General features: G+C 61.8%; 12 protein-coding genes. 3 read left to right on the top strand and 9 right to left on the bottom strand.

What is annotated here, in order from left to right:
- Window positions 1-12 precede the first annotated feature (12 nt).
- From AAAV21_RS02550 to AAAV21_RS02515, 8 genes are all read right to left on the bottom strand, one after another.
- Entirely contained in the window at window positions 13-810 is a 798-nt protein-coding gene (locus AAAV21_RS02550) for a DUF4931 domain-containing protein (RefSeq protein WP_349107242.1), read from the bottom strand.
- A 3-nt stretch (window positions 811-813) separates the two neighbouring features.
- Window positions 814-1491, bottom strand: a complete 678-nt coding sequence (locus tag AAAV21_RS02545; protein WP_349107240.1) for a copper homeostasis protein CutC — start codon at window positions 1489-1491, stop codon at window positions 814-816.
- A 316-nt stretch (window positions 1492-1807) separates the two neighbouring features.
- Window positions 1808-2509, bottom strand: a complete 702-nt coding sequence (locus AAAV21_RS02540; protein ID WP_035137222.1) for an ABC transporter ATP-binding protein — start codon at window positions 2507-2509, stop codon at window positions 1808-1810.
- 12 nt (window positions 2510-2521) lie between these two features.
- Window positions 2522-3382, bottom strand: coding sequence for an ABC transporter ATP-binding protein (locus tag AAAV21_RS02535; RefSeq protein WP_006234439.1), 861 nt, complete (start codon window positions 3380-3382; stop codon window positions 2522-2524).
- Window positions 3372-4451 (bottom strand): branched-chain amino acid ABC transporter permease, encoded by a 1080-nt coding sequence (locus tag AAAV21_RS02530; RefSeq protein ID WP_349107238.1) that lies wholly within the window; start codon window positions 4449-4451, stop codon window positions 3372-3374. The genes AAAV21_RS02535 and AAAV21_RS02530 overlap by 11 nt, the downstream gene beginning before the upstream one ends.
- Before the next feature lie 9 nt (window positions 4452-4460).
- Entirely contained in the window at window positions 4461-5342 is an 882-nt protein-coding gene (locus AAAV21_RS02525) for a branched-chain amino acid ABC transporter permease (protein WP_117757685.1), read from the bottom strand.
- 139 nt (window positions 5343-5481) lie between these two features.
- Window positions 5482-6669, bottom strand: coding sequence for an ABC transporter substrate-binding protein (locus AAAV21_RS02520; RefSeq protein WP_349107236.1), 1188 nt, complete (start codon window positions 6667-6669; stop codon window positions 5482-5484).
- A gap of 271 nt (window positions 6670-6940) precedes the next feature.
- The gene (locus AAAV21_RS02515) at window positions 6941-8107 is read right to left on the bottom strand and encodes an ABC transporter substrate-binding protein (RefSeq protein ID WP_349107234.1); all 1167 of its coding nucleotides are present in this window, start codon (window positions 8105-8107) and stop codon (window positions 6941-6943) included.
- 251 nt (window positions 8108-8358) lie between these two features.
- On the opposite strand from AAAV21_RS02515, the gene AAAV21_RS02510 reads away from it, so the two are divergent.
- Together AAAV21_RS02510 and AAAV21_RS02505 are read left to right on the top strand one after the other, a co-directional pair.
- The gene (locus tag AAAV21_RS02510; RefSeq protein ID WP_117645709.1) at window positions 8359-9702 is read left to right on the top strand and encodes a homoserine dehydrogenase; all 1344 of its coding nucleotides are present in this window, start codon (window positions 8359-8361) and stop codon (window positions 9700-9702) included.
- 214 nt (window positions 9703-9916) lie between these two features.
- Window positions 9917-10666 carry an SDR family NAD(P)-dependent oxidoreductase gene (locus AAAV21_RS02505; RefSeq protein WP_117645711.1) on the top strand — a complete coding sequence of 250 codons (750 nt, stop codon included), beginning with the start codon at window positions 9917-9919 and terminating at the stop codon, window positions 10664-10666.
- Window positions 10667-10950: 284 nt separating this feature from the next.
- Here AAAV21_RS02505 and AAAV21_RS02500 read toward each other — a convergent pair whose 3' ends face one another.
- Window positions 10951-12513: a cation:proton antiporter gene (locus AAAV21_RS02500; RefSeq protein ID WP_117778880.1), complete on the bottom strand. Its 1563-nt coding sequence runs from the start codon at window positions 12511-12513 to the stop codon at window positions 10951-10953.
- 184 nt (window positions 12514-12697) lie between these two features.
- On the opposite strand from AAAV21_RS02500, the gene AAAV21_RS02495 reads away from it, so the two are divergent.
- Window positions 12698-16444, top strand: a complete 3747-nt coding sequence (locus AAAV21_RS02495; protein ID WP_349107231.1) for a phosphoribosylformylglycinamidine synthase — start codon at window positions 12698-12700, stop codon at window positions 16442-16444.
- Window positions 16445-16497: the final 53 nt, after the last annotated feature.

The following is a 16497-nucleotide window of genomic DNA, read 5'->3' as shown; positions in this document are numbered from 1 at the left end:
GTGTTAGTCTTGCTATACGAGCGTTTCCAGATGTGCACGCAGGCGCTCGGCATCGATATCGAGCGTTGTCTCGGCATTGACCTGGGCCAAACGATAGCCAACAAAGTAGGGCGAAACCACCCAACGCGGCAGTGCCTTGGCAATGGTCCGACCGCCCAGGTGATAGAAAAACAAGTTGTACGACTCTGCGCGACCACCGTGGTGCTCGTTCAGGATATAGCGCAGAGCTACCTGAATCGCATCGGCGAAGAGATCCGCCTCGGTTTGGTCTCTCGCGTCATCGCTGGCGGCGATTCCCTGCGGGGCTGAAACGTTGATCTCAAAGAACCCCATAATCGGTTCAGTTGAGATGTTGACCGCGATTCTCCCCTGTTGCCAGACATTGATGCCTTCGAAATTGGCGGAAGCCAGCGAAGTATAGCCGTCTTCCCGCTCCAAACCCACAATCTGCATGTGCGGATGAACGAGACTGCCGCCCGAGAGCGGACCCTTGTTCTTGTACATGAGCACGCTGCGGTACTGCTGTGAATCGATCATCTGCTGCCAGCAACCCAGGGCAAACCTCATCACATGGTGGAGTTCATCCGGCTCATAGGTCACCAGGTCGGCATCGTGGTCGGCCGACTCGATCAGCACGGTTTGACGGGTAGCACGCAGGGTCTTGAACTTATTCTCGAGCCAGATACAGTCACCGTCGCGCCGGATGATATTAGCGAGTTCCTCGGTATTGCAAAAGGGACACGCGGTGCCGGGACGACGGTTGTCGTCGGGCTTACCGTTCGCCTGCTGAACGTCAAACACCAGCGCCACGGGTTATACCTCCAGCGGCACGATCTTGGTGCCATGGAGCTCGGAGGCGCCCAGTGCCGAAGCCACGGTATCGCGGTTGGCCGTGGAAATACCGCCGCCGGGAAGGATGGTCAGGCGGTCGCCCGCATACTCGACAAGACGCGATAGGTGCTCCAGGTTGTCCTCGATCGGCGTTCCGGCAGCGCCACCATGCGTCAGGATGCGCGTGATGCCGCAGTCGGCGAGCGTGTCGACAGCATCGATCTGAGCTTCGGGCGAGAGCTGGTCAAACGCCATGTGGAAGGTGATATCGATGGGCTCACGCTTGCATTCCTCAGTCGCGCAGCCCGCAGCCATCACGAGGGCGCCCAACGTAAGCTCGTCGAGCACCCATCCGCCGGCACAGGGCTTGCAGCAGCCAAAGACCAGACCGTCAACGCCCGCACTCACGGCAAGACCCAGGTCCATCTCCATCATGCGCAGCTCGTCCTGGTTGTAATGAAAGTCACCGCCACGCGGACGAATCATGCACATCACCCGTGCATCATGCTCGTGGGCATAGTTGACCGTAGCGCTGATAACGCCAGCCGAGGGCGTGGTACCACCGACGGCAAGGTTATCGCACAACTCGATGCGCTTAGCACCGGCATCGATAGCCGCCGGCACCCGCTCAAAGTTCTCGGCACAAAACTCGTACAGCATAGATAGACCCCCAGATGACAAACGTTTTCCGATGGGCATTGTCGCACGCCCCCATGAAGTTGCGGTGGAATAGAGACTGTTTTGGCCTCTGAGGCTCCCATTTAGTCCCTATTCCACAGCAACATAAGAGGGGCAGAACCAAAGCAACGCCGCAGGCAGAGGACGGACAGCGAGCGGGCGCCAGAGCGAACAAATTGGCATGAAAAGAGGACGGCATAGACCTTCTGGTCATGCGGTCCTCTTTGAATGACAAGTTGTCGCTCTGGTGCCCGCGCAGCGTCGACTGCTCCGCCGTTCGGTAGAACGGCGGAGCCTCCTAGCCGCCCAGATAGGCCTTACGCACGTTGTCGTCGTGCAGGAGCTCTTGGCCCGTGCCGGTCATGGTGATCTTGCCGGTCTCGAGCACGTAGCCGCGCGTGGCGATCGAGAGCGCCATCTGCGCGTTCTGCTCGACCAGAAGCACCGTGGTGCCGGCCTTGTGCAGGTCCTCGACAATCTGGAAAATCTGCTCAATCAGAATCGGCGCCAGGCCCATGGAAGGCTCGTCGAGCATGAGCAGCTTGGGGTTGCTCATAAGGGCACGGCCCATGACGAGCATCTGCTGCTCGCCGCCCGAAAGGGTGCCGGCGACCTGGCGGCGGCGCTCCTTCAGGCGCGGGAACTGCTCGTAGACGCGCTCAAGGCCCGGAGCAACCGTGGACTTGGGCTGTGTATAGGCGCCCATCTCCAGGTTCTCCTCGACCGTCATCTGCAAAAAGGCGCGACGGCCCTCGGGAACCTGGGCCAGGCCCTTGCCCACCAACTTGTCGGCAGGCGTATGGGTAATGTCCTCGCCCATAAACTTGATGGAGCCGGTCTTGGAACGCAGCAGGCCCGAGACGGTTTTAAGCGTTGTAGACTTGCCGGCACCGTTCGCGCCGATCAAGGCCACGATCTCGCCCTCGTTGACGTTAAAGGAGATGTCCTTGATGGCGTGGATAGCGCCGTACCAGACGTTGATGTTGTAGACGGAAAGCATCGGCTCTGCCATTTAGTTCTCCCCCTTATCCTGCTTACCCAGATACGCCTCGATAACGGCGTCGTTGTTCTGGATTTCCTCTGCCGTGCCCTTGGCGATGACCTTACCAAAGTTGAGCACGCAGATGCCCTCGCAGATGTTCATAACGAGCGACATATCATGCTCGATAAGCATGATGGCGATGCCGAAGGTGTCGCGGATCTTAACGATGTTCGCCATGAGCTCCGCGGTCTCGGACGGGTTCATGCCGGCGGCAGGCTCGTCGAGCAACAGCAGCTTGGGGTTGGTGGCAAGCGCGCGGACGATCTCCAGACGACGCTGAGCGCCGTAAGGCAGCGAGCCGGCCTGTTCATTTGCCAGGTGCTCCATGTCAAAAATGGACAGCAGCTCCATGGCACGCTCGTGGGCGGCCTTCTCGTGCTTCCAATACGTCGGCAGGCGCAGCACGCCCTCAAAGCCGGAGTAGCGCTCCTGATTGTGCAGACCGACCTTGACGTTATCCTCCACCGTCATGGTGTTGAACAGGCGAATGTTCTGGAATGTACGGGCAATACCCATGCGGTTGACCTGATAGACCGACTTGCCCGAGGTGTCCTCGCCGTCAAGCAGGATGGTGCCGTGCGTGGGCTGGTATACCTTGGTGAGCAGGTTGAAGACCGTGGTCTTACCGGCACCGTTGGGACCGATCAGACCGGCGATCTCGGTCTTGCCGATAGTCAGGCTAAAGTCGTCGACCGCCTTGAGGCCGCCGAACTCAATGCCCAGGTGGATGCACTCGAGTGCCGGGCGCTGGCCCAGGTCACGATCGGGGACAATGGCGCCAGAAGGATACGGGACCATCTTGCCCTTGTTGAACTCAAATTTACTGGGCATCGGCTGCCACCTCCTTCTTGGAAGTAAAGCGATCCTTAATGCGTGCGAAGAACGCCTTGAGCTGCGGGTTGTTGGTAAAGATCATGACCAGGATCAGCACGATGGCGTAGATGAGCATGCGGTAGTCCGAGAACTGACGGAGCAGCTCGGGGAGCACCGTGAGCAGCGCCGCGGCGATGACGGAGCCGCGCATGTTGCCCAGACCGCCCAGAACCACGAACACCAGAATCAAAATCGACGTGTTGAAGTCGAATTTAGTGGCGGAAAGCTGCGAGAAGTTACCGCCGAACAGGGCTCCGGCAGCACCGGCGAGGGCAGCGGAAACCACGAAGGCGATCATGCGGTACTGGGTGACGGAGATGCCCACGGACTCGGCAGCGATCTTGTTATCGCGCACGGCCATAATGGCACGGCCGGTACGGCTGCGAACCAGGTTGAGCACGATCACGAGCGCGACCATAACCAGAATGGCACCAGCAAGGAAGGTCGAGTACGTCGACACGCCCGAGGCGCCCTGGGCGCCCTTGATGATGGCGGTGCCGTCCTCGAGCAGGTGCAGGTCGTCGATCGTGGAGTTACCCGTGATGTTAAAGATCACATGCAGGCCGCGGGAGTCGACGCCCACAATGAGGCAGGTGACGATCTCTTTGATGATCTCGCCAAAAGCCAGGGTCACGATGGCCAGATAGTCGCCGCTCAGGCGCAGGACCGGGATGCCGATCAAGAAGCCCAAGATGGCAGCGGCGATGGCGCCGACCACGATACTGATGATAAGGCGCACCGGATCGGAGGGAACGGCGCTCTCCAGCGCGACCGCGGTAACGATTCCCGTATAGGCACCGACACTCATAAAGCCCGCGTGGCCCAGCGACAAGTCGCCCGCGATGCCGACGACGAGGTTAAGGGAGATGGCCATGACGATATAGGCCGTGATGGGAACCAGCTGACCGGCGATCATGCGCGGAATCATGTGGTTGGACTGCATAAAGAACACGATGGCGAACGCCACAAGGCACATGGCGTACGTAACAAAGTCGTGACGCGTCTGCTTGTCTTTAAGAAACTTCATAACGCTCACCTACACCTTCTCGGGGACGTACTTGCCCAAGAGGCCGGCAGGCTTGACGAGCAGGACGATGATCAGAACACCAAAGACGATGGAGTTGGCAAGGCTCGTGGAAATGTAGGCCTGCGCCATCGCCTCGATGATGCCGATGAGAATGCCACCGACAAAGGCGCCGGGGATGGAGCCGATACCGCCGAAGACGGCGGCGTCGAAGGCCTTGATGCCAGGCATGGCACCCGTCGTGGGCTGCAGCACCGGCGAGTAGGAGCACAGCAGCACACCGGCGATGGCGGCAAGGGCAGAGCCGATGGCAAACGTCATCGAGATGGTGCGGTTGACGTTGATGCCCATGAGCTGAGCGGCGGCCTTGTCCTCGGACACGGCGCGCATGGCTTTGCCCATCTTGGTCTTACCTGTAAAGAACATCAGGCCGGCCATGATTACCAGGCAGGCGACGATGGTGACGAGCGATACGGCGCTCACGTTGAACTTGGCCAAGAACTCCGGCACCGGGAAGGTGACGAGCGAAGTGAAGTTCTTGGGCGTGGCGCCCCACAGGAGCTGCGCGGCATTCTGCAGGAAGTAGGACACGCCGATGGCCGTGATCAAAACGGCCAGCGGGCCTGCTTGGCGCAGCGGCTTATAGGCCAGGCCCTCAATGAGGACACCGAGAACCGTGCAGGCCACGCAAGAGAGAATTACAGATGCCCAGCCCGGGAGGCCGAGATACGACGTGGCGCAGAACGAGACATAGGCACCGACCATGATGACGTCGCCGTGAGCGAAGTTCAGCATCTTGGCGATACCGTAGACCATGGTGTAGCCCAACGCGATGATGGCGTAGACGCTGCCCATGGACAGGCCGTTGACCAGGTATTGGATAAAGACCGTCATGTTCCACATCCCCCTTTCGAATAGGTTTCCAGTTGATGTATGAAACAGGGACGTTACACTGTCCCTAGATACCAAGCAAGCAGGGAAGGCCAAAACCTCCCCTGCTTGGGATCAAAACCGCTCTATGTAAGGCGGTCTATTAGGCCTGTACGTACTTGCCGTCGGTGATGACGTACGCCGTGGGGTCCTTCTGGACCTGACCCTTATCGTTCCAGGTGAGCTTGCCGGTCAGACCGTCAACGGTAATCTTGAGCATAGCCTTAGGCAGCTTCTCGGCGACCTCGGTCGGGTCGGCGTCGACACCAAGACCGGCCTCCTCGAGGGCCTCGGCCACCGCGTGCACGCCGTCGTAAGCGTCGGCGGCAAACTGGTCCGGAGTCTCGCCATACTTATCCTTGTAAGCGTTGACGAAGTCGGCGTTCTTCTCGTCGTCGGCGGAGAACGGGGTCATGAGCAGCAGACCCTCGGCAAGAGAGGTGTCGAAGCCCTCAACGCCCAGGATGCCGTCCATGCCGTCGCAACCCATCATCTTGACGTCGTAGCCCATGTCCTTGGCGTTCTTGAGCAGGACGGACGCTGGCGTGTAGTAGATCGGCGCAAAGATCATGGTGGCGCCGGCCTGCTTGGCCTTGGTCAGCTGGTTGGTAAAGCTCGTGGCGGAGTCGTCCTTAAAGGTCTCCTCGTCAACAATCTCGAGCTTGGATTTAGCGGCCTGAACCTTAAAGGAATCTGCGATGCCCGAAGAATAGGCGTCGCCGGAGTTATAGAACAGTACGAACTTCTCGTCCGCATACTTATGCGCCAGGAACTTGGCAGCGTTGACGCCCTGGTTGGGATCGGTAAAGCAAACCTGGAAGACGCAATCCTTGCCCTTGGTGACGTCCTCGGAGGACGCGGACGGAGTGATCATGAACGTCTCGGGGTCGTTACCGCACTCGGCGGCAACGGCCACCGACGCGCCTGTGGTGGTCGGGCCGACGAGGGCCTGCATGCCCCAGTCGAGCAGGGTGTTAAAGGCGTTGACGGCCTTCTCGCCGTCGGCCTGATCGTCCTCAGCCTTGCTGGCAAGCGGCAGCTCCTTGGTCGAGAAATCCTTGCAGCCAAGCTCGACACCCTGGGTAACGGACTTGCCGTAGGACGCGTTGGCGCCGGTCAGCGGGCCGATGGTGCCGATCTTAAACGAAGCGTCGCCCGAAGCGGAACCGCTGTCGCCGCCGTTGGAGGAGCAGCCAGCTAGAATGGACATCGCCCCCAGACCTGCTGCGCTCGCGATAACGCTCCTGCGATTCATAACAGGGTTCAATGACTTACCGGTGAGGCTCGACATGCGGCTCTCCTCTCAAATCTCGTCGGGTTTCGGTTACCCAACAGGCCATCCTTCGCCGTGTTCGGCGTTCGCAAAATAGTAGACGCTTTAGTTGAGAAAAGTGGCGATTATTTCAACTATTCTTTTGTTTTGTCCGTTTATCCATAATTATGCGTATTTCTATTGGTTTATGCAGTTTAGCCACTTTATTGTGTGAAAGTAATGTTTCCATTCTGTTACAAGCTTCCCTGTCCTGATTAAAACGGCCTCACCGGTAGCGCTTTATACGCACTTAGGCGGCGATGTACTTGCCGTCCTGGATCACATAGGCTGTAGCGGGCTTCTCGACTTGGCCCTCGTCGTTCCACGTGAGCTCGCCCGTCAGGCCCTCGATCTTGATCTTGCGCATGGCCTTGGCAAGATCGCCGGCAATGTCGGCGCCGTCGGCCGTAATATCGATGTCTGCCTTATCGATAGCCTCGACAATCGCATGGACGCAGTCATAGGCATCGGCGGCAAACTGGTTGGGCGTCTCGTCGTAGGCGTCCTTATATGCCTTGACGAAGTCGGCGTTCTTCTCATCGTCGGCAGAGAACGGGGTCATGAGCAGTACGCCCTCGGCAAGGGAGGTGTCGAAGCCCTCAACGGAGAGCAGGCCGTCCATGCCGTCGGTACCCATGAGGGTCATGTCGTATCCCATGTCCTTGGCGTTCTTGAGCAAAACGGACGCCGGCGTGTAGTAGATCGGCGCAAAGATGAGCGTGGCGCCGGCCTCCTTGGCCTTGGTGAGCTGGTTGGTAAAGCTCGTGGAGGAGTCGTCCTTAAAGGTCTCGGTATCGACGATATCATGTTTGGACTCCTTGGCCTGCTCGGCAAAGGCATCGGCAACACCCGAGCTGTACGTATCGCCGGAGTTGTAGAACAGGGCGATCTTGGCGTCTGCATACTTCTCGGCCAAAAACTTGGCAGCACTCGCGCCCATGGTGGGGTCGGTAAAGCAAACCTGGAAAACCGTGGTCTTGTCCTTGGTGACGTCGAGGGACGAAGCAGAGGGCGTGACCATGAGCATATCGTCGGCGATCTCGCCCGAGACAGCGACGGCGGCACCAGTCGTGACGGGGCCGACGAGCGCCTGCATGCCCCAGTCGCACAGGGTATTGAAGGCGTTGATAGCCTTCTCGCCGTCGGCGACGTCATCCTCGGACTTAAGCAAGAGTTTGAGGTCCTTGGTCGAGAAATCCTTGGCGGCAAGCTTGGCACCCTTCTCGGCCGAAACGCCATAGGTTGCCGCGGCGCCGGTCAGAGGGCCGATGACACCGATCTTGAAGGTCTTGCCGTCATCGGCGGTGCCGCCGTCCGAGCCACCCGACGAGCAACCAGCGAGTGCGGCGGTGCTGCCGAGCGCCGCAGCGCCGGCGAGAAAGTTCCTACGGCTGAGCGTGCTGTTGATGTTGAACATGGTGTCCCCCTTTTTCGCTGGCCGCGGTGCGGCCGTCTTGCGGTACAGGGCAAACCTTATGGCGCAAACGTTGACAGTTTGTTACGGAAGTCCGTTTGTAGCGAGCGTGTTTCCAATGTTTCCGCAGCGTTTCGGGGGTGCCGTTTTGTGCGGCTCCTGTTGCCTGGCGAGCACGCGCCCCCGGTTCACGCTAGAATGCACTCAACCTTTAAGCGGTTTATCCATCCATAAGATGCACGAAGGAGTTATCTATGAGCGAACCCCTGCGCACCGTGAACGTCGGTCTGATCGGTCTGGGAACCGTCGGCGGCGGCGTGGCCCGTCTGATCAAGAGCCACCACGATGAGTACCTGGCAGCCTACGGTATCGACCTTAAGCTGACCCGCGCCTGCGCGCTTGCTTGGGAGCAGGCCGAGGCGGCAGGCATTGAGCGCGAGGCCTTTACGAGCGACTGGCACGATGTCGTCACCGACCCCGCCGTCGACATCGTCGTCGAGCTGATTGGTGGCGAGCATCCCGCAACCGAGATCTTCACCACTGCCTTCGAGAACGGCAAGCATGTCGTCTCCGCCAACAAGGCCCTGCTGGGCCGCCATGTCGAGACGCTTGCCGAGAAGGCGCGTGCGTGCGGCGTGCAGATTAAGTGCGAGGCCAGCTGCGGTGGCGGCATCCCCATTGTCAGCACACTCGAGCACGACCTGGTGGGTAACAAGATCCTGACCATCGCCGGCATCCTCAACGGCACCACCAACTACATCCTGTCGCGCATGGACGCCGAGGGCGCCGATTACGCTGACGTGCTCGCCGACGCACAGGCTAAGGGCTATGCCGAGGCCGACCCGTCCGCCGACGTCGACGGCTTCGATGCCGCCAGCAAGACGGCCATCCTCGCCTCCATCGGCTTTGGCACCCGCGTTACCACCGATGATGTGTACCAGCAGGGTATCCGCACCATCGGCGCCGAGGACATCGCCCAGGCCCGCGAGCTCGGCTACACCATCAAACTGCTCGGCATCGCCCGCAACACCGACGCTGGCGTCGACGTTCGCGTGCATCCCACGCTGATCCCCGCAGACCATATGCTCGCCAAGGTCAACGGCGCCATGAACGCCGTCTACGTGGTAGGCGACGCCGTGGGCGAGACCATGTTCTACGGCGCGGGCGCAGGCTCCTTCCCCACCGCGAGCGCCGTCGTGGGCGATATCCTGTCGCTCTCCGAGCAGATCAGCCGCGGCGTGGCTCCGCTGCCCGAGATTGAGCCCTATGGCCACAACCTCACCTTTAAGCCCATGGACGAGCTCCAGACCAAGTACTATGTGCGCCTGAAAGTCGCCGACCGCGTGGGCGCCCTGTCCGAGACGGTCGACATCTTTGCCAAGCACAACATCTCGATCTCGCTCATCAACCAGGTCGAGGACGGCAAATCGGGCGTCAGCGATGCCTGCTCGGTCATCTTCCTGACGCACCGCGCGCTCGAGAAGGACGTCCAGGCTGCCGCCGCCGAGCTTGCCAGCGTCGGCTGCGTGGCCGAGGTCGCCAACGTCCTGCGCATCGAGGACGTTGAGGCTTGGACCGAAGGCGTCATGGCGAACTAGCCCAACGCTCGCCTAGCAATACGCGCCTTGAGGGCTCCCGTCCGATGTGGGACGGGAGCCCTTTTGTCACCTGCCCTAAGCACAACGGCAAAGCATATTTGCGCGAGCCGCTCATCGGTAACGCGGGCTACCGTTCACCGATATGCAAACGCGGCCGATTCCGACTACCGCTACGCTGTGCTGCGAATGTCCGCCCGCGATGAGAGGAAGCACCATGTTGCTCGAGGGCAAGAAAGCAATCATCACCGGAGGCACACGCGGTATCGGCTATGCCATCGCCTGCCGTTTTATCGAGGAAGGCGCTGCCGTCACCGTCTTTGGCTCGCGCCAGGAGACTGCCGACACGGCCGTTGAGAAGCTGACAGCCGCCTATCCCGACGCCAAGGTCTGGGGTCGCTCCTGCGATCTCACCTCGCTCGAGGCCGTGACTGAGGCCTTTACACAGACTGCAGCCGACATGGGCGGCTTGGACACGGTCGTCAACAATGCCGGTATCTCCCAGCGTTCACCCCTCTTGGACTACACGGCCGAGGAGTTCGCCAAAGTTATGGACCTCAACGTCGTCGCCGTCTTTAATGGCCACCAGGCTGCCGCCAAGATCATGACCGAGGCCGGCCACGGCGGCACCATCACTACCACAAGCTCGATGGTCGCCAAGTACGGCCAGCCCTCCGGCGTCGGTTACCCCACGTCCAAGTTTGCCGTCAACGGTATGGTCCAGTCGCTCTCGCGCGAGCTCGCTCCCATGGGCATCCGCGTCAACGCCGTCGCCCCCGGCGTGACTAAGACCGACATGGTCGCCAACCTGCCCGAAGAGGTCATCAAGCCCATCATCGCCACCATTCCGCTGGGTCGCATGGGCGAGCCCGAGGATGTCGCCAACGCCTTTGTTTTCCTGGCGAGCGACATGTCCTCCTATGTCACGGGCGCCGTGCTCCCCGTCGACGGAGCCGCCCGCTCCTAAGGAGCCACAAGCTTTGGCTTCAAGCTTCAACATAGCTCAACCAAAAAGGCGCGCCGTCTGAATCAACTGCAGACAGCGCGCCTTCTCCTGTTATGAAAGGGAAACTATGTCCCAGTATTTCGGATCAGAACGGGGCACGGTTTCCCCCAGGACCTCCTTGCGGAAACTGCATCCCACTCTGAGCGCCCATTCCGGGACACAGCTTCCCAACGGCCCCCGTTTCGGAAACCACATCCCGTTCCGAGCCTTCAAAGCGGGACGCGGCTTCCCCGAGAAAGTATCGACTACTTACCGTCGTCGTCTTCGGCTTCTTCGCGCGCATAGAGCTCCAGCATGCGGCGGCGGTATTCGCGCACAGCGAGCTTGGCGCGCTCCAGGCGGCGGCGCTCACGCGGAGTCAGCTCGGACGGGTCGACCTCGTCTCCATAGGTCTTATCGGCAAGCAGGTGCGCCGCGTCCACGATGCGGGCATCGATGTGGCCGCTCGCTGCCTCGGCGGAAAGACGCTCGGCAATCGTATCGAGCGTAGGCAGGCCCTCGAATACGCGACCATGGCCATGCGAGGTCAGCAGCTCGTGCTCGCGCGCGAGCAAGCTCGCTAGGTCGTGGTGGGCGCGCAAGATGTCGAGCGCATCGGATGGATGCTCGGCAACCTCTGCCACGGCGGCGACCGGTGCGGCATCCACCACGCGGTAGAAGAGCTGCGCGAGCAATGGCATCAAGAACACCGTGATGGCACCGGCGGCAACCATGACCGACGCAATATCTTGCGACAGCGCGCCCGCGTTGACGGCAACGCTCGTAACGGCAACGATGATCGGCAGCGCCGTGGTGCAGTACAGGGCCACGGTAATGCGACCATACGCCGACACATCGCGCGTCGCAGGACAAATGCTCATGGAAATAAGAATGGGCACGGCACGAATAATCAACAACGCCACGATAAAGCCCGCGAGCAAGCCCGGGCGCGACGCCACGGCCGTCAGGTCGATCTTTGCGCCCGACACGGTAAAGAACACCGGAATCAAAAAACCGTAGGCCAGACCGTCGAGCTTGGTCTCGAGCGTATGGTTGCCCTCGGGGATGATATAGCGCAGGACAAAGCCAGCGGCAAAAGAACCCAACACGATGTCGAGATCAAAGACAGCCGAGAATGCCACGAGCGTGACCAGGATGAGCACCGTCAGGCGCACGAAGGTCTGCGACGTGGTATCGGCGCGCTCCTCAACAAATGCAAAGAAGCGGCTGCCGACGCGCTTGGAGCGGCTCGGGACCACGGCCAGCAACACGCAAACCACCGCAAACAAGCCAAGGATAACGAGCGTTTGGATGCCAGTGCGGGCAGACAACAGCACCGACATGGCGAGCACGGGACCGAGCTCGCCCCAAGTGCCATACGCGAGAATCGAGTCGCCCACGCGCGTGCCGGTGAGCGAGCGCTCACGCATGATGGGCACAAGCGTACCGAGCGCCGTCGAAGTGAGGGCAAGCGTCACGGCGATACCGTCGAAATGACTGACTGAGAACCACGGGGTAAAGCGCACGGCAAGCCAGGCGATACCAAACGTGACGACCCACGTCGCCAAGCCGTAGCGCCCCTCGACGCCCGTGATGCTCTTGGGGTCGATCTCAAAGCCGGCAAGCAGGAACAAAAAGGCCAGGCCCAGCTCGGACACCAGCGAGACCTCGGCATCTACATGGATGACGCCGAGCATATGGGGTCCCAGTACCGCGCCGAGCACGAGCAAAAAGACCGTCTCGGGAACGGGTTTTCCGGGAATCGCCGAGGCGATAAAAGGACTCGCAAAGGCCACGAGTGCGATGATGGCGAGCGAAACGAATGCCATGTGATGCCTTTCTCTTGTTTGCGCTTCACTGTAGCACCCTCGCCGTCCTCAACGCGCCGCGAGCTGTCGTATCATAGTGAGGTTTACAAACATGTGGCTCAAGGCGACCGCAGGGCAGACCCCGCAAACCGACCGCTGCCGCATACCGTACCGTACGCCCAACCGATCAGGAAGGCAGGAACCAATGGTCTCTCGTATCTACGTGGAGAAGAAACCCGGGTTCGACGTCGAGGCTCAGCAGCTCAAGGGCGAGCTGACCGAAATTCTCGGCATCAAGGGCATCGAGGCCCTGAGGATTATCAACCGCTACGACGTCGAGGGCATCGACAAGGAGCTTTTCCGGTCCTGCGTGCCGACCGTCTTTAGCGAGCCCCAGGTCGATGTGACCTACGACGAGCTCCCCGCAAGCGATGGCGCCGTCTTTGCCGTCGAATTCCTGCCTGGCCAGTTTGACCAGCGCGCCGACTCCGCCAGCGAGTGCGTGCAGCTCATCAGCCAGGGCGAGCGCCCCGCCGTGCGCTCCGCCAAGGTCTATATGATCTCGGGCGCTCTGGACGAGGCCGCCATCGATGCCATCAAGCACTACGTGGTGAACCCCGTCGAGGCGCGCATCGCCTCGCTCGACCTGCCCGAGACGCTGTACATGGAGACCCCCGAGCCCCAGCCCGTCGAGGTGCTCGACGGTTTCCGCGAGCTCGACGAAGCCGGCCTTGCCGCCTTTATTTCCGAGCGCGGCCTTGCCATGGACGAGGCGGACATCGCCTTCTGCCAGCAGTACTTCCGCGATGAGGATCGCGACCCCACCATCACCGAGATCCGCGTGATCGACACCTACTGGTCCGATCACTGCCGCCACACCACCTTCGGCACCGTCCTGGACGACGTGACGATCGACGACGCCGTGGTGCAGCAGGCCTTCGACCGCTACATGGAGATGCGCCACGAACTCGGTCGCGACACCAAGCCCGTCTGCCTCATGGACATGGGCACCATCGGCGCCAAGTACCTCAAGAAGACCGGCGTCATGACCGATGTCGACGAGTCCGAGGAGATCAACGCCTGCACCGTCAAGGTGAAGGTCGATGTCGACGGCGAGGACCAGGACTGGCTGTTCCTCTTTAAGAACGAGACCCACAACCACCCGACCGAGATCGAGCCCTTCGGCGGTGCCGCCACCTGCGTGGGCGGTGCCATCCGCGACCCGCTTTCGGGCCGCAGCTACGTGTACCAGGCCATGCGTGTCACCGGCGCCGGCGACCCCACCGTCCCCGTGTCCGAGACGCTCGAGGGCAAGCTGCCGCAGCGTAAGCTCGTGACCACTGCTGCCGCCGGCTACTCCAGCTACGGCAACCAGATCGGCCTTGCCACCGGTCAGGTCAACGAACTCTATCACCCCGGCTACGTCGCCAAGCGCATGGAGGTCGGCGCCGTCGTGGGCGCTACCCCGGCAAACCACGTGCGTCGCGAGTGCCCCGCCCCCACCGACAAGATCATCCTGTTGGGCGGCCGCACCGGCCGTGACGGCATCGGCGGTGCCACCGGCTCCTCCAAGACCCAGAACACCGAGTCCATCGAGACATCGGGCGCCGAGGTCCAGAAGGGCAACGCCCCGGTCGAGCGCAAGCTGCAGCGCCTGTTCCGCCGCGGCGATGCCTGCCGTCTGATCAAGCGCTGCAACGACTTTGGCGCCGGCGGTGTCTCGGTCGCCGTAGGCGAGCTTGCCGACGGCCTGTATGTCGACCTTGATACCGTGACCAAGAAGTACGACGGTCTTGACGGCACCGAGCTCGCCATCTCTGAATCCCAGGAACGCATGGCCTGCGCCGTCGCCGACGGTGACGTCGAGGAGTTCATGGGCTACGCCGCCGAGGAGAACCTCGAGGCGACCGTTATCGCCGAGGTTACCGCCGAGCCGCGCATGCGCATGGCCTGGAACGGCGTCGCCATCGTCGACCTGTCCCGCGAGTTCCTCAACTCTAACGGCGCACCCAAGCACCAGGTCGCCCACGTGTGCGCCCGTAGCGTGTGGCAGCCCAGCTGGGCCGGCACCACGCTTGCCGAGCGCATGACCTCGCTCGTCACCGACCTCAACGTCGCTTCTAACAAGGGCCTTTCCGAGCGCTTCGACTCCACCATCGGCGCCGCGACCGTGCTCATGCCCTTTGGCGGCAAGACGCAGCTCACCCCCAGCTCGGCCATGGTCGCCAAGTTCCCCGTGGACGGCGAGACCACCACGGCGAGTGCCATGGCATGGGGCTTCAACCCTTATCTGATGGAGGCCGACCAGTTTGCGGGCGCCTACCTGTCCGTGGTCGAGTCCATCGCCAAGCTCGTGGCTGCCGGCTTTGAGCACAAGCGCGCCTATCTCTCCTTCCAGGAGTACTTCGAGCGTCTGCGCACCGAGGCCGAGCGCTGGGGCAAGCCCACGGCAGCCGTCCTGGGCGCCCTCATGGCCCAAGTCGACCTGGGTGCCGGCGCCATCGGCGGCAAGGACTCCATGAGCGGCTCGTTTGAGGACGAGGCCGGCGAGCTCAACGTTCCGCCGACCCTGATCAGCTTCGCTGTCGCCGTGGGCAAGGCGGCCCGCGCTGTCTCCCCCGAGTTCAAGGGCCTCACACACCGCGTCGTCCGTATCGCCCCCGCCACCTATGGCGAGGACTACCGCCCCGATGCCCAGCAGCTGCTCGCCGCGTTTGACGCCGTCGAGGCGCTCACCGCTACCGGCGACGCCCTGGCCGTCTCCACGCCCGGCTACGGCTGCGGCGCCGAGAGCCTCTTTAAGATGTGCGTCGGTAACCAGATCGGTATCGAGCTTGCCGAGGACGTGGACGTGGAGAGCCTCTTCACCCCGCTCTACGGCAGCTTTATCGTCGAGCTCGCCGAGGACGCCGAGCTGCCCGAAGTCGCCGACGGCGTTGTCGTCGAGCCCCTGGGCACCACCGTCGAGGGCTATGTCATCGACACCGGCTCCGAGGTCATCGAGCTCGCCGAGCTCCAGGAGGCCTGGGAGAGCGGCATCGAGGGCGTCTTCACCTACCGCAGCGCCGGCGAGACCCCCGAGGTCGAGACCATCGACTTCCGCGCCAAGGATATCCACGTGTACGGCGGCGCCAAGATCGCCCGCCCGCGCGTGATCATCCCCGTGTTCCCCGGCAACAACTGCGAGTACGACAGCGCCCGCGCCTTCCGTGCCGCCGGTGCCGAGGCCGACACCTTCGTGATCAACAACCTCACGCCCGAGGCCGTCGCCGAGAGCACCCACGAGCTTGCGCGCCGCATCCGTGCAAGCCAGATCGTTATGATCCCCGGCGGCTTCTCGGGCGGCGACGAGCCCGACGGCTCTGCCAAGTTCATCACGGCGTTCTTCCGCGCTCCCGAGGTCACCGAGGCAGTCCGCGACTTGCTCAAGGCCCGCGATGGCCTGATGCTGGGCATCTGCAACGGCTTCCAGGCCCTGATCAAGCTCGGCCTGGTGCCCTATGGCGACATCGTCGACGCCACGCCCGATGCGCCCACGCTGACCTTTAACACCATCGGCCGCCACCAGAGCCGTCTGGTGCGCACTCGCATCTCGTCCAATCTGTCCCCGTGGCTGTCGCAGTGCAGCCTGGACGACCCCTACACCGTCGCCATCAGCCACGGCGAGGGCCGCTTTGTCGCCAACGACGAGGTACTCGCCCAGCTGATCGCCAACGGCCAGGTCGCCACGCAGTACGTGGGCGAGGACGGCAAGCCCAGCATGGATCTTTCCGTCAACCCCAACGGCTCCGTACTCGCCATCGAGGGCATCACGAGCCCCGACGGCCGCGTCCTGGGCAAGATGGGCCATGCCGAGCGCCGCGGCGACAACCTGTACCGCAACGTGCCCGAGCATGTCCCCGGCGATAAGTTCATGCCGATCTTTGAGAGCGGCGTAGCCTACTTCGCTTAAAGCTTTCCCATCGGGTACAATCCCCTCGGGTAACAACGCCCGCCACTGGCACA

The sequence above is a fragment of the Collinsella sp. CLA-AA-H302 genome (assembly GCF_040093305.1).
In the GTDB taxonomy this organism is placed as follows: Bacteria; Actinomycetota; Coriobacteriia; order Coriobacteriales; family Coriobacteriaceae; genus Collinsella.
Note: the sequence above shows the minus strand (reverse complement) of the source record. Positions and strands in the feature narration are given on the sequence as shown.

Excerpts from the sequence above, each read along its gene's own strand:
- AAAV21_RS02545 (WP_349107240.1), bottom strand. The coding sequence starts at position 1,491 with ATGCTGTACGAGTTTTGTGCCGAGAACTTTGAGCGGGTGCCGGCGGCT.
- AAAV21_RS02540 (WP_035137222.1), bottom strand. The coding sequence starts at position 2,509 with ATGCTTTCCGTCTACAACATCAACGTCTGGTACGGCGCTATCCACGCC.
- AAAV21_RS02535 (WP_006234439.1), bottom strand. The coding sequence starts at position 3,382 with ATGCCCAGTAAATTTGAGTTCAACAAGGGCAAGATGGTCCCGTATCCT.
- AAAV21_RS02530 (WP_349107238.1), bottom strand. The coding sequence starts at position 4,451 with ATGAAGTTTCTTAAAGACAAGCAGACGCGTCACGACTTTGTTACGTAC.
- AAAV21_RS02525 (WP_117757685.1), bottom strand. The coding sequence starts at position 5,342 with ATGACGGTCTTTATCCAATACCTGGTCAACGGCCTGTCCATGGGCAGC.
- AAAV21_RS02520 (WP_349107236.1), bottom strand. The coding sequence starts at position 6,669 with ATGTCGAGCCTCACCGGTAAGTCATTGAACCCTGTTATGAATCGCAGG.
- AAAV21_RS02515 (WP_349107234.1), bottom strand. The coding sequence starts at position 8,107 with ATGTTCAACATCAACAGCACGCTCAGCCGTAGGAACTTTCTCGCCGGC.
- AAAV21_RS02510 (WP_117645709.1), top strand. The coding sequence starts at position 8,359 with ATGAGCGAACCCCTGCGCACCGTGAACGTCGGTCTGATCGGTCTGGGA.
- AAAV21_RS02505 (WP_117645711.1), top strand. The coding sequence starts at position 9,917 with ATGTTGCTCGAGGGCAAGAAAGCAATCATCACCGGAGGCACACGCGGT.
- AAAV21_RS02500 (WP_117778880.1), bottom strand. The coding sequence starts at position 12,513 with ATGGCATTCGTTTCGCTCGCCATCATCGCACTCGTGGCCTTTGCGAGT.
- AAAV21_RS02495 (WP_349107231.1), top strand. The coding sequence starts at position 12,698 with ATGGTCTCTCGTATCTACGTGGAGAAGAAACCCGGGTTCGACGTCGAG.